General features: G+C 48.6%; 8 protein-coding genes. All 8 read right to left on the bottom strand.

Annotated elements, in window-relative coordinates; genetic code table 11:
• Positions 1–212: 212 nt before the first annotated feature.
• On the bottom strand, positions 213–1,694 hold the full coding sequence (locus NFI80_RS04375) for an FGGY family carbohydrate kinase (protein ID WP_235164766.1): 1,482 nt from the start codon (positions 1,692–1,694) through the stop codon (positions 213–215).
• A 67-nt stretch (positions 1,695–1,761) separates the two neighbouring features.
• Positions 1,762–4,077, bottom strand: a complete 2,316-nt coding sequence (locus NFI80_RS04370; protein ID WP_235164767.1) for a glycoside hydrolase family 95 protein — start codon at positions 4,075–4,077, stop codon at positions 1,762–1,764.
• 41 nt (positions 4,078–4,118) lie between these two features.
• Positions 4,119–6,380, bottom strand: a complete 2,262-nt coding sequence (locus NFI80_RS04365; protein ID WP_235164768.1) for a DUF5703 domain-containing protein — start codon at positions 6,378–6,380, stop codon at positions 4,119–4,121.
• 99 nt (positions 6,381–6,479) lie between these two features.
• A complete protein-coding gene (locus tag NFI80_RS04360; RefSeq protein ID WP_235164769.1) occupies positions 6,480–7,073 on the bottom strand; it encodes a DUF3826 domain-containing protein in 594 nt (197 codons plus the stop codon).
• Positions 7,070–7,969, bottom strand: a complete 900-nt coding sequence (locus NFI80_RS04355; protein ID WP_235164770.1) for a sugar phosphate isomerase/epimerase family protein — start codon at positions 7,967–7,969, stop codon at positions 7,070–7,072. The genes NFI80_RS04360 and NFI80_RS04355 overlap by 4 nt, the downstream gene beginning before the upstream one ends.
• Positions 7,970–8,029: 60 nt before the next feature.
• Positions 8,030–9,112: a sialidase family protein gene (locus tag NFI80_RS04350; RefSeq protein WP_235164771.1), complete on the bottom strand. Its 1,083-nt coding sequence runs from the start codon at positions 9,110–9,112 to the stop codon at positions 8,030–8,032.
• Between the two features lie 2 nt (positions 9,113–9,114).
• Positions 9,115–10,659 (bottom strand): MGH1-like glycoside hydrolase domain-containing protein, encoded by a 1,545-nt coding sequence (locus NFI80_RS04345; RefSeq protein ID WP_235164772.1) that lies wholly within the window; start codon positions 10,657–10,659, stop codon positions 9,115–9,117.
• 2 nt (positions 10,660–10,661) lie between these two features.
• The gene (locus tag NFI80_RS04340) at positions 10,662–13,784 is read right to left on the bottom strand and encodes a DUF6298 domain-containing protein (RefSeq protein ID WP_235164773.1); all 3,123 of its coding nucleotides are present in this window, start codon (positions 13,782–13,784) and stop codon (positions 10,662–10,664) included.
• Positions 13,785–13,790 lie beyond the last annotated feature (6 nt).

Genomic DNA, 13,790 nt, shown 5'->3' with positions numbered 1-13,790 from the left:
TTTTACGAAAAATAGGAACATTTTCACATACAAAAAACAATTCGCTAATATTTATGTCTTATTTCGATAAAAAATTGTTTAAAACCGTCCCTATCACACATTTTGACTCTCAAAAGAGCGTGCAATCGAAATATAGTCTGGAAAAATAGAAGAAAAATAAAAGCCAGTGTGTTGCACACAGGCTTCATCGATTGATAAAATGCTGATATTAGTCAACCAATCGCTTCCTGCCAACCTTTATAGCCAGCCCGTGCGATCGCATTGTCAGGCGAGGGAAGCAGCATTGTGTGGTTGGTGTTCAAATTTTCGAGAAAAGCAATGTCCCTATATACACCCGCTTGCAGGCCAGCCAGATAGGCGGCACCCAAGGCTGAAACCTCCGGAAAGCCAAGATTCACCACCGGCTTTTCCAGCAGATCCGCCAGGAACTGAACGACGAATGTGTTGGCGGTGAGGCCGCCATCAACTTTCAATTCCTGCAACAAAATGCCCGTATCCGACTCCATAGCAGTAATTACATCCTTGATTTGATAGGGAATGGATTCCAGTGCAGCCCTTACCACGTGATTTTTATTACAGTCGAAAGTCAGCCCGGTGATGGACGCTTTGCGGCTCATATCCCAGTGCGGCGCGCCTAGTCCGCTGAATGCCGGAACCAGATATACGCCATTGTTATCCCGGACCGAATTTGCCATTTCCTGCGTATCTGCAATGTCGCCAAACATGCCAAGATTATTTTTCAACCATAAAACCGTCGCACCGCACGTGACGATAACGCCTTCCAGTGCATATTCGACGTGATCGCCCGTACTCCACCCAATAGTCGTTACCATGCCATTTTTGGAAAATTTTGGCTCTTTTCCAATATTCATCAAGATGGAAGAACCGGTTCCCAATGTTGCTTTCGCCACGCCCGGCGCGAAACATCCTTCTCCAAAAGCAGCGGCGTGTGAGTCGCCGATCATACCGGTGACATTGATCTTGGTCTGCAATAATCCTTCAAAATCGATTGCGCCAAAGAATGAAGATGATGCTTGAATATCAGGAAGTTGCAGGTTTTGCAGATCAAATTTCCTTAGCAAGTCGCGGTCCCAATCCAATGTTTTAAGATTGAAGAATAAGGTCCGCGAGGCATTGGTATGATCGGTGAGATAGGCGGCACCGCTGGTTAATTTGTACAGCAACCAAGTGTCAACTGTGCCGAAAAACGCCTTTCCAGCTTCGATAGTGGCTTTTACGGCTGCATGATGCTCATTGAGCCAAATCACTTTTGAGCCCGAGAAATAAGGATCGATCAGCAGCCCGGTTTTCTCCCGGATCTCACCTTCCAGGCCGGACGTTTTAAGTTTTTCACAAACAGCAACCGACCTTTTACATTGCCAAACCACGGCAGGGCACAAAGGTTTTCCATTCTCATCCCACAACACGAATGTCTCGCGCTGATTCGAAATCCCGCAGGCAGTTATCTCAGAAATGATTCCCCCCTTTTGCTCAAAATCGGCGAGGCACTTGCGAACCGATAGAAGCACATTTTGATAAATCTCCTCAGGATCCTGCTCTACAAGCCCGCCATCCAGATAATGCGTATGAAGAGCCTCCACACCGCGTGCGACAGCAGCGCCCATTTTATCAAAAACGAGTGTTTTGGTACTGCTCGTGCCTTGGTCAATCGCCAGTATAAATGGGCCGTTCATATTATTCAAAATTCAGAAAGGAAATAAATAAAAAACATTCGGAAGTAAAGCTAAATATGGGGCAGGTTTACTGTAATTGAAGATCCGCATTCAATTTATAATGTTTCCCTTTCACCGTATCAAATGTCACACGCTTGGATCCATAGCGGACATGGCAAGGGTTACCCGCCTTCGAAAGGACGTCAACACGCTGTAACTGACCGTTTTTCCATTTCATGGTAATTTCAAATGCACCTCTTGCCACCAGGCCGGACACTTTTCCGTCGGGTAATGCTTTGGGAAGAGCAGGCAATAAGTGCAGTTCTCCAAGATGGCTTTGCGCCAGTAATTCCAGGATGCCCGCTGCTCCGCCAAAATTCCCATCGATCTGGAACGGTGGATGCGCGTCGAAAAGATTGGGGTAGGAACCTCCCCCGCCCTTTTTAACGGACGCATCCATGATGGGGTTGAAAAGCTTTCGGATCATCGTGTAAGCGTGCTCGCCATCCAGGAATCTCGCCCAGTAATTGATTTTCCAGGCAAGGCTCCACCCAGTTCCGTCATCGCCGCGGAATTCGAGCGATTTCTTTGCGGCCTGAATGAGCTCAGGCGTTTTTTCAGGCGTGATTTCCTCGCCCGGATACACGCCCCACAAATGCGAAACATGCCGGTGATGGCTCGTTGTATCATCAATATCGGTCATCCACTCTTGTAACTGACCTGCCTTACCTACCTGATTCGGAGCGATTTGCAAGGAAAGTTTCTTTAATCTGGCTGCAAAATCCTGATCTGTTTTCAGCACATCCGCACTTTCAAGGCACGCTTTGAACAAGGCCCTGATTATCTGATGATCCATGGTCGGTCCGGCTACGAGGCCACCGTTTTCAGGTGAATTGGAAGGCGAGCTGATCAGCATGCCGGTCTTTGGGTCTTTGACCAAAAAGTCCACAAAAAACACCGCTGCGCCTTTCATGAGCGGATAAGCTGTTTTTTCGAGAAAAGTTTTGTCCTGTGTAAAACGATAATGTTCCCACAAATGCAGGCTCAGCCACGCACCGCCTGTGACCCAGATTCCGTGGTTGGAAGCATTAATTGGCGCCGCGCCGCGCCAGACGTCCGTGTTGTGATGCACCAGCCAGCCATTTGCATTGTAATGTTCCTTTGCCACCGCTGCGCCGGTTTTGGACAGATCGGCTATCATCGCAAAAAGCGGCTGATGACACTCCGGCAGATTGCCCATTTCAACCGGCCAGTAATTCATTTCCGTATTAATGTTCACCGTGTACTTGCTGTCCCAGGAAGGTTTCAGCTGGTGGTTCCACTTTCCCTGCAAGTTCGCCGCATGCGTACCGGGCCGACTGCTCGCAATAAGCAAATAGCGCGCGTACTGCACATATAAGGCCAAAAAAGCCGGATCATCCGGGTTATCCTTGAATTTGACAAGCCGCTCGTCTGTGGGCAATGCGGAATTGGCTTTCATAGGGAGATGCAGCGCAAAATGACCGAAAAGCTGCTGATGATCCGCAATGTGCTCTTTCAAGGCTTTATCAACAAGTGGTGCATTTTTGAGGATAGCGGCTGATTTGGCAGCTGGATTTCCACTTACAGTTTGATAATCCACATAATTCGTTGCTGCTGAAAGTATTAATGTTGCTGCCGTGGCATTTTCAACGTTAATTTTACCATTCTTATGACTGACTTTTCCATCCGTAACAACCTTCATTTTGGCCACGCCTTCAAGCACACCATTTTCAACCTTCACTTGCAATGTCAGCTCATTGGCATGCCCGGTTATGTTTTTTTGCGCATGAATGGCGTCCATGCGAACGGCGAAATTTAGCTTTCCGGCTTGATCGGCTGTAAGTTTTATATAAATGGCCTTAGCGGGATAACTTGCAAAAACCTCCCTTTTGAAACCGACATTACCATTCTTATAGTAGACCTGCGCAATCCCTTTTTCGAGATCCAGCTCGCGGCGATAGTCACTCGCGTTCCTATGCTCAGGAAAATCAATGTGCACATCGCCGAATGCCTGATAGGCCATCTGCCGGAGCGGAACACCCATAAAATGCTCACTGGCAATTGCTTCCGCTTCTTTTTGCTTACCCTCGTTCAGCAATGTCCGGATCTGAGCTAAATACTGGCTTGCGCCTTTGTGCGCATAACTCCGCGGCTCGCCGGTCCATAATGTCTCTTCGTTGAACTGGATCCGCTCATTTTCCACACCGCCAAACACCATCGCCGCCAGGCTTCCGTTGCCAATGGGCAGGGCGTCTTCCCATTGCTTGGAAGGTTGTTTATACCAAAGTTTCAGATCCTGCGCATGGCTCGGCGTCGTACTCAGACTGATCACAAACCCGGCCAGTAATGTTGCTTTGGAAAATTGTAAGAACCTGAAAATCATTTGTAAACATTTAAATTAAAAACTAAACTGCTCTACTGCGCTCAATATGATTTCGCCCATTCGGCCATCACCACGTCCTTTTTCCGTGCCTCCGGGATCACTTTCAAATTATGGACCTTTCCATTTTTCAGTTCTCCCTCAACAGTTGTGTTATGAGGCGCATGAAGCTTGAAATGCACATCCCAGTCCTGCGGCCAGGCCGGGAAAAGGTGGATCGAGTCGCCGACGGTTTGCATCAGCATTTCCTGCAAGCCGATCATGCCCGAACCGCCCCAATTGTGGTCGGGAACCCAGTCGTGGCCCGGCCCCCAGAATGCCGGAAACCGGCGGCCAGAATCTTGTAACTTCTTGATGGTAAGCGCTGCGGCTTCCTCGGTCAGCCCTAGTCTTGCGCAAAAAATATTGTCCTGGTGCCAGCTCGTATAGTTCCTGTTTTTGATGGCTTCGGTGTCATATTTCCAGGTGTTCACCGCCACTTCCAGGTCGGGCAGGCCAACGCCGTACATGCTGAAAGGAAAAACAGGGTAAAGCTGTGGGATCTCCGTGTTCTGGATCCGCTCCCAGGCTTGGGCCGGCGCAATGGTCTGATGTCCCTGCATTTGACGAAAACTTAACGGCGGCACCCTGCTTAGCCTGCTTTCCCAATCTTTTCGCTGATCCGGTGTTCCGTATATTTCCGGCAGGGCAAGCAAGCGCGAAAGCACTGTTTTCAGGCCGGAAATGGTTGTTACGGAGTTATAAGTCATTTTGTACATCTCCGCTGCCGAGCCTGGGAAAATGATGAGGTGGCCGTTTTGATTAACCTTTTTCGCTCCGCGTTTTTCAGCCAGATATTGATAATGTTCGTCAAAAAAGACAGTGCAGCTTTCGATCAGCGGAAGATATTTGCTAATGTCGGAGCCCGTAAAGCGCTCGATATCAAGCATCATCAGGCAAAATTCTAACGACGTGTCCCAGAGATATTCCAGCCAGGCATTGTATTCCAAACCCGGATCAAAATCCTTCGGGCGTTTTTGTCCGTATTCTGCATAATTGGGCAAGCCGAAATTTTCAATTTGCTCCGTAAAAGAGGCGCCCTTGTGGCCCCAGTAATGTTTTGTGCGTGCTTCTGCATTGCCCAATGTGCGCAGGTAAAAATTAAATTGTGATGACATCATATCAAAATCGCCGCTTTTCAGCATCGGCCAATAAACCAGCCGCTGGTTCTGGGCCGTGAATGTCCCGCCGCCCCAGCTCCGGTAATCCGGCCCGAATTTCAATGTCGAATCGATAAAAACGGGGTCGTATGTGAACAATCCGCCATTGAATTTTGTGGGATACGAGCCATAAGCATTGCAACCCAGCATATATCTGAAAATCTGATAATTACGCCCCACCTGCCAAATCGGAGAAGCCGCATCCGGCTTTCTGGCATTAACTGCAATGTGGCTTCGCTGCCAATAAGCTTTCCACCAATCCAGCGTTTTCTTCCGGGCTGTTTGTTCTTCTTTTTTGACTTTTGAAACAACGGCCGCCAAGCCGCTTTTCCACTTTCCGACATGGCTATTGTCGTCAATATGAAGAAATACATTCAGTTGATGCGTTCGGGCTGCGGCCTTGCTTCTCAGACCAAATCCCTGAAACGGAGCATTGACATATTTTCCGGAAACTGCCTTCAATTTCCCTTTGTCGAGGTCGGGAACCATATTTTCACCCTGCATCCAGCCGCCATAAACCATCCCTTTGAGTGGATTCCATAACGCCGGTTTCAGAGGTTCGAGCTGCTGCTGTTTCACTGCCAGATCGAACAAGGTTGAATCTTTATTTTGATGGTAAAATAGAATCCCGTTTTGATGTGTATGAACAATGTCCTTTGAGGCGATCACTTTGTCTTTCAGCCATTTGAAAGAACTCGCATTCTTTTCCCGCGCCTGCACTTCGCGGTCTTCTGTCCGCCAGCTCTCATACCAGGCGTTCACAGTAACAGGCTTGTTACCAGATACATCTACATGCACAACCGGATTAAAAACATCAATCCAAACCTTTAAAATAACTTCCTGATTTCCAGACTTACCGGCGATCTCAACATATCCTTCCTGCAATTTCAACTCTTGCCTGAATTCGGCCCCTTTTTCGAACGGATTCGGGGATATACGAACCCTAACCCGCCCTAATTTTGGGAAAATATTATTCTCATCGAATGCCCCGCTTCGTGATAAATAAAACAGTACATCCCCATTTTCAACCCACACATTCAGCCCAATGTCGCCGCCGCCACATGGCATGGATTCTCCCGAATTTTTGCTCTGGCTTGTCCACTTCACATTGTATATCTCAGGTGAAAATGACTGCGCATATACACTCTTTATGAGGCATATATGGACGAAAAACAAGAAAATACATCGTGACGAAAATGACATGGATCAGCCGTTTGATTTGGATGCTTTCTGGCGCGCTTCCCAGTTTTTGCGCTCCTGCTGAATGTCGTAGCCCCGACTTGAAAGATAGTTATTAATGCGACCTTTGTATTTGCCAAAGACCTTATGCTTTTCTTCGGAAGATCCGCCGTCCATCGCCAGCTCCCGGGCTTCTGTTAACCAACTCATAATCTGCGCCTTCTCAGCGTCTTTCAAAGTTGGGATCATGTCGGTATAAGCTTTGTAAGTGATCGGAAGAACGCCATAAGTCATGCCATCCTTGATCTTTTCGACCTGCGCAGGCGTAAGCTGAGCCGAAAGTTTCGCCATGAATTGCTTGTGCAGATCAGTCCGCTTTTGAGCCGCCTGTTCGCTATTATTATCTTTTTCAAGATCATTCAGATCAACATATTGCTGCACCATAATCTCCCTCACTTGCTTGTATTTCGCCGAATCAGCAATTTGCAGCCCGGCCAGTATTTTATCAGAACGCTTGGTGACAGTTGTGATATAAGCTTTGTCGTTATCAGGGTTGCTTTGGGCGTTTGCCAATGCGGAAGTCAGCAATGCAATGCTAAGCAGGAATGATTTCAGGTTCATAATGGTTGCGTTTTATGCATTTTGAAAATAGATTTCATGAATCTGGTGTTGGCGCCGAAATTCCCTTTTACGTCGCGCGGGTTTGCTGCATCGCGTGAGCGCTCTATCACCAGCCAGCCTTTCCAGCCCATTTTATCCAATGTTGCCTTCACCTTTTTCATGTCAAGCCGGGTGTTGTTTTCGAGCCAAACGCCGTCCTTATCCGTGCAATGAATCTGGCAAATGCGGTTTTTGCCCAAAATCTTCAATTCCTCATTCACATCCCGGCCAGCTTCCAGCGCATTGGAAAAGTTGAAATAAACCTGAATCGCTTTTGAGCCAACTTCGTCCAATAACTTCACCTCTTCTGCTGCACTGAGCGCGGTTTCAATGCCAATGACAACGCCCGCTTTCTCTGCCATGGGCGCGATGCTTTTCAGCCTCTCAATGATCTGAGGCCGCAATTCCGGATTTTTAACCAGATCGCCCTGCACGCCCATCGGCAGAAAAGCGGTCTTGATGCCCATCTGTTTCATGGTTTCAATGCAATCGCCAACCGTCTTTTCAATGCCGTCGCGTTTGGCGAATGATTGCGAATAAAAACCGGTCATCGCCAGCGAGCAGATTTCCAGATTAAGCTCCTTAGCTTTGTCTAAATATTGTGTTCTTATTGCCGGATCGGCCAGTTTGTTATCAAACGTCGGCCTGTCCCCCAGCCCGCCCATATCCAGTTCCAAACCATCCGCCCCGATCTCTCTAGCCAATGGTAAGGCGCTCAATTTCTGACGTTTCAGGATCATCAGATCAATGACCGCAACCTTATAGCGCTGCTTTTTTCCTTTTGCCAAAAGCGGCGGTGCCCATGGCGAGAGCGCGCCGGAGAGGGTTAACAGTCTTAAAAATGTCCTTCGTTTCATGTTGATCTTGGTAAAAATTCAGGCTTAACCTTCCTAAGCAGCATTCATTTCAGTCCGCCTTTACTGCGGCCATCTGCCGTCGTTAATGGCCTTTCCTTTTAATTTCGTGGGATCAATTTTCACATATTTAATCCGCTCACGACGCCACGTATACACAATGTGCACCATGCCATCCGCCGACTGAATCACAGAAGGATAAGAATACTGACTGATAGGCGAATCTTCCAAAACCAGCACGGCTTCCCACTTGTTACCATCCTTTGAAATCGCCACATTCAATGGTGTCCGCGGGCCTTTTGCTTCGTTGCCCGGAGGCAGCACGTGGTTGTAAACGAGCAATTGCCGCCCATCTTTCAATGTCACCGCATCAGTCCCGGAGTTGTTATTAGGCAGATTGGACGCCTTCATTTCCGACCAAGTTTTACCGCCATCCTTCGACCACGACTCAACAATGGCGCGGTTCCGGCTGCGGCACAAGATCTGCATATCTCCGTTTTTATAAGTTAAAAGGCTCGGTTGAATGGCCTGGATCGTTTTTCCATCATTCAGCGGGCCAACTTTTCGCCATGTTTTCCCAAAATCGGGCGTCACTTCGAAATGAACGCGCCAGCCGCCCTTGCCCTCCGTGCTCGACGGGCACCATAGTTCGCCATTCGCGAGCAAAACCGGTTTGTTTTTGATCGGGCCGAGAAATCCTTCCTGCAATTCCCTGGGTTTCGACCAGCTTTTGCCATTGTCCTTCGAGGTGATCAGGAACCCCTTCCATCCCGGCACATTCGGCCCTACTTTGTAGAAAAGCATCAGTTCACCGTTTGGAATCTGATATAGAACCGGGTTCCAGCAGGCATAGCGCAATGTATCGTTGACGATGCCGTTGGCCACCTCCACGGGCGCGGTCCATTTGCCGCTTTCGAGGCGGCTTACCCAGATTCCTACATCGGGATTGCGTTCTTTTGTCCCGCCAAAAAACGCGCTCACCAGTCCGCCAGGCGTTTCTGCAATCGTGGAAGCGTGACTTTCCGGGAAGGAGGTTTTTTCGAAAATAAATTCATCGGTGATGATGCCGTCTTTCCAGGTTTGGGCCTGAACATGACTGGCGAGACATAACAGAAATGCGGCGATTGGGATGAGGTGTTTTTTCATATTTATTTAATCAATAATCTTTCGATGTTTTCTGATGATCCTGCTTTCTTTCCGTTGACCAGAACTTGCAATCCTTTTCCTTTTTTGTAATGATCTCCGTTCTTATCCCATATGATGGTCAGGATCTTACCGTGATAAAGCACATTATCGAGGCAAAACCAGTCCCACTTTTCCTGCGGGATCAATGGGTTGACTTCAATCATATCATCTTCTCTCGGCCGCAGCCCGACCAAACCAGAAATAATGAGATCATTGAATGTCGAATGATTGTAATAGCGGCTTCTTTCCTGGTCACCTTTGAGCCAGTAACCCGTCGTTTCGTCCAGATATTCGCCTATGTAAGGCTTCCCGCGATAATATTGTGATTCTACATACAGCTCCATTAACCGGAAATACGTGGTGTCCGTTAGTGGCTTTGCTTTGTCGGCATTCATTCTGTTGGCTATGCCGGTTAATGTCTGCGAAGTGGCGAATGGCCAAACTGCGCCGTCCCACTCACATTTGCAGCAGCCATGCGTGCGAAAACCGGGGTGGCGCCGCTCGGCGGTGGTAAGGCCAAATGGCGCCCGAAAGCCCTTTGGATCAATGACTTGCTGCCAGGCTACATCGTGTTTTTCATCAGCTAAATTGAAATACCAGGGAATATAACCGATCGCCTCGCGAACGCCTGCAAATTCGCCTGCGCCACCCTTTTTTACTGTTTCAAAAAAGTTGTTTTCCGGATTCCAGAGTTTACTGGTAATCAATGTTTTGAGTGTGTCTGCCTTGGCGTTATACAGGCTTTTGGTCGTTGAATCGCCCTTTAAAGCGGCGATTTGAGCGATGGCCCGGGCGTTGCCATACATATAACTGTTGATGGTAGGCCGGGCATTCTGCTCCCGCCTGCCTCCGCTGAGCGATTCTTCCATGCCGTCCTTGACATCCGTTTGCCAGAAAAGTCCGGTGGCGGTGCGGCGGTCTTTTTCCCAGGCCTGATATTCAGATTGCAGGTCGGGCAACATGTTCAACACGAATGCTTTATCCCTGTTAACCTTGTACCTGTTGAAAAGCGCATCGGCCGTCCAACTGCTGAATGTGAGCAGTTTTTTCATCCTACCACCTGCATTTCCGCGAAACCAGACATTTACGTAATCATTGATATACTGCTGGTTATGGAGCCAGCGGCCCTCATAAATGTGATGCCCGAGCGCGCAGCTGATCATGTTGTATTTATCCGCATAGTTACGGTCGACCAGGAATTCGGTGATGATAAAACCCTGCGGCGTGTTGTGAATGTGCTTGCGGAATGTCCACCAGCGATAATAATAGATCTCCTGAAAATTATCCTTCGGGCTGTCAAACAAGGGAATATTAGCCTTCATCCAGTCCCACGATTGCGCATTGGGAATGGCATTCACCTTGTTTTCGTCCTCCATCCGGTTGAATTTTTCCACGTGATGCCGGAAGTTTTCCGCTTTCAACACCGCAGGTCCAATGCTTCTTTTGGAACACGCACTTATGGCGACGAGGAAAATCAGCAAAATAAATAGTCCGTTTTTTGTACGCATAATCAATATTTTGAAACCCAGATTACCATAGGAGCGGTCTTTGCTTGCGCAGAAGTCACCGCCTGAATTATCTTTCCACCCTTCACTTTTTCGCTTTTACTAATCCATGTTCCAGTGGCCGGATCGATGCGGCGAAGCACGTAATTTCCTTTGAAGCCAGTCAGATCAATGTTCAGATCAGCATTGTCCTCCTTATAAAAAACGGCCGCCACACCCGGATTCACCAGTTTATAACCGCCAGATGTATCCGGCTTCATCTTGGAAACATCCGCTAAAAATTCACTCGAAACGCGTGGGATTGCGCTGATGGATCCGCCAGCCATGAACACCGCCCAAGCATTGGAATCGTAATTTCCGGCTGAATATAGGACCGCTTTTCCGGGATGTTTTTGTCTGTATCCGAGCACAGCTTTGTAAATGGATGCAAAGGAAATTTTGCCCGTTTTCTGCAATCTGGCGTGTTGGCGGGGAGCCAGATTTTTGCCTCCTTCTGGCGCATAAAATGTGCCATCCTCGCGCAAATTCAAGTAACGGATGTCGATAATGTCTACGATTTTGGCATAATTGGGCTCTGCCAAAATAGCATCCTGAACGTCCTTTGTGGTGCTCAATGCGATAAGCGCGTTTTTGCCCGTTTCCTTTTCCCAAACCGCAATCACATCCAGCCAGAACTTTACAAAGTGAAGCGGACCCGTGTATTCTGCACCAATAAATTGAATGACGCCGCTTTGATCTGCGAAGTTTTCGAGGCATTTGCGGATGTAGGCCGTGTGGATGGCCCGGCGTTGCGGATTAGCAATGTCATAAAACTGCTCAGCCATGAAAATCCGCTTGTCACCCGCGTAAGGCGGTGGTTCGGGGAAGCCTGTGTTATTGACATTGTTGGCTGTGCGCCATGGAAAATCGGCATAATGTGCGCCTGCTTCGAGAATGTTGTGCTGAAAATAATTTTGATGATAAAGGACAAGGCCTTTTTGATCAGCTAGTTGTGCAAATGTTTTGAGCCGCTGCCAATACCAGTGGTTGTATTTTGTGAGATCGTATTTACTGAGGTTGTCCCAGGCCGCATCCTTGCCGCTTCTGGCAAACGGCTGCTCGTAAAATGGCGGCCACACCTCGGCGTCGATCCGGCGAATCCGCTCGTGATCGTCTCGCCGGCGTTCGTACCAGAGTCCGTAATTGTGGTCGAGCACCGTGATGTTTTGGGCTAATAAAGAATCTGTCATTGCTTCCGGAATGTCGGTTAATCCCGCGCCGGAGCGACCCGGAACGAAGCGGGTAATGTGCGGTTTGGCCTGCGCCACATCATGCGGACGAATGCTTCCGCGCCACCACGGCACTTCCTGGCGGTTGCCGATAACCACTTCCTCCCCACGCACCAGCCAGCCGTTTTGGATGGTTAACGGTGGTAGATTTGTCTTTTGCGCTATTTGTTTTATACCAATTTCGTCAATGGTCTTCACATTGGTGAAGGCAGTGGGAATCGGATTTCTTTTCGAGGCGGCATCAATCCAGTCTGCTAATGAAGCTGCCGGAACATTCGATTTTGCGGTTAGTTCTTCCGCCTGTGCAATGCTCGGACTGCTGGATGCCTCGGATTCTTTTGGCATAAGCGCAGCATGTTCGATTGCTTCATTACCAACCCTTTCCGCTAGCTGCGCAGCATACAAACTGCGCGGTTTGATGTGCTCATTCACATTTTCCCAAAAACCGTCACCCGCAAATTCTGCCCAGATCCCGAATGCAAAATTCGTCGCACCTGGCGGGCTGAAATTCTCCACACGGGAGGCAGCACATTGCCACATTACACTGTTAGCCGCAGTCCAGCCGGCACCATGGCCGTCCTGACCGCGATTTTTGAAGCTCAATGCCTGCCCATCGACATTTACATTATCAAAAAGAACCCCGGAAGCCCAGCTATCCGCAGCGCCACTGAACCCGAATGGCTGGATTGACTCGCATTGGACGAATGCATTAGGTCCCGCCGCGCGGTAACCCGTGGTGAAATCGTGATAGCCGTTTTCGGCATAACACCTTTGAAAAAGCGTTAACTGCCCTTGTGTGTAAAATGTATTCCGCCGCTGCCCCGCTATTTCAGAAACAGGCATCACCGACTTGCAATCCTCAACAGTAACCTGCGAAGCCGCCTCAAAAAGCGCCACCGCCGAACCCGCAAGACCTTTAAAATGAACCTGCCGTACCCATGCATTTTCGACATTATCCATTGTTACACCCATCCAGCGATGGTCTTCGTCTTTTGGATTAGCCGGATCAAATGTGGATTCAATGCAAAGATTTTCAATCCCGACCTGACTAATGCGTCCAGGCCATTCATATTTGGTTATAAAAGCGCCGCCATATTTATTGTCCAAAGCGGTTGTCAAAGGTGCTTGAATGGTGATCTGGTTGCCCGAAATGGCTGTAATGGTGCGGTGCCAGACAACGTCCCGCTGCCCAGGCTTCCATCCTAGCCAGCCCGTTTCGCCGCCAAATTCCTCCATTTTCAATAGTTGAATCCACGCTTTGGTCGATGGACGATGGATTTGAATCCGGTCACCGGTTTTCAGATTAGCCGAATTTGACACGTTGAACGTCAATGCATTAACCGGTACGTATTCATCTGCTACTTCAATGAATTTGCTTTTCTTTATATCATTCGCACCTGAAATCTGAATGATAGTTTCCCTGGAAAGTCCGGCTGCCAGTATTGTTGTTTTGTCTTCCCGCGTGCCATTTCCCCGGATAATGATTCCAGATTTTTTAACCAAAAGACTTCCCTGGATGGTATGGACGCCTTTTTCCAAGAAAACCACCCCTCGAATCCCATCCTGATCCGCCGGCAAGGTTCCCACATAATCGATTGCGGACTGAATCCGTAATGTAGCATCACCCGGCTTGGCAGGCACGACAACCCGGATTGGAACATTGGGAATTGGCTTGTTTCCCGACATATAACCGGCATAGGAGAAGTCGACAATGCGGTTTCCGAGCGAATCCGGCGCGTAATGCAGCTTTCCGTCCTCGCCCATGGCAACGGGAGATGGTACTTTGATTTTTTTCTGGGCCAGGGCATAATCAGGCATAAATAAATACAATCCCGTCAGCGACAGGATTGTATTCTGCACAATCAC

It is taken from the genome of Dyadobacter chenhuakuii (genome assembly GCF_023821985.2).
Classification (GTDB): domain Bacteria; phylum Bacteroidota; class Bacteroidia; order Cytophagales; family Spirosomataceae; genus Dyadobacter; species Dyadobacter chenhuakuii.
Note: the sequence above shows the minus strand (reverse complement) of the source record. Positions and strands in the feature narration are given on the sequence as shown.

Coding starts and splice junctions, on each gene's coding strand:
- NFI80_RS04375 (WP_235164766.1), bottom strand. CDS start 1,694: ATGAACGGCCCATTTATACTGGCGATTGACCAAGGCACGAGCAGTACC.
- NFI80_RS04370 (WP_235164767.1), bottom strand. CDS start 4,077: ATGATTTTCAGGTTCTTACAATTTTCCAAAGCAACATTACTGGCCGGG.
- NFI80_RS04360 (WP_235164769.1), bottom strand. CDS start 7,073: ATGAACCTGAAATCATTCCTGCTTAGCATTGCATTGCTGACTTCCGCA.
- NFI80_RS04355 (WP_235164770.1), bottom strand. CDS start 7,969: ATGAAACGAAGGACATTTTTAAGACTGTTAACCCTCTCCGGCGCGCTC.
- NFI80_RS04350 (WP_235164771.1), bottom strand. CDS start 9,112: ATGAAAAAACACCTCATCCCAATCGCCGCATTTCTGTTATGTCTCGCC.
- NFI80_RS04345 (WP_235164772.1), bottom strand. CDS start 10,659: ATGCGTACAAAAAACGGACTATTTATTTTGCTGATTTTCCTCGTCGCC.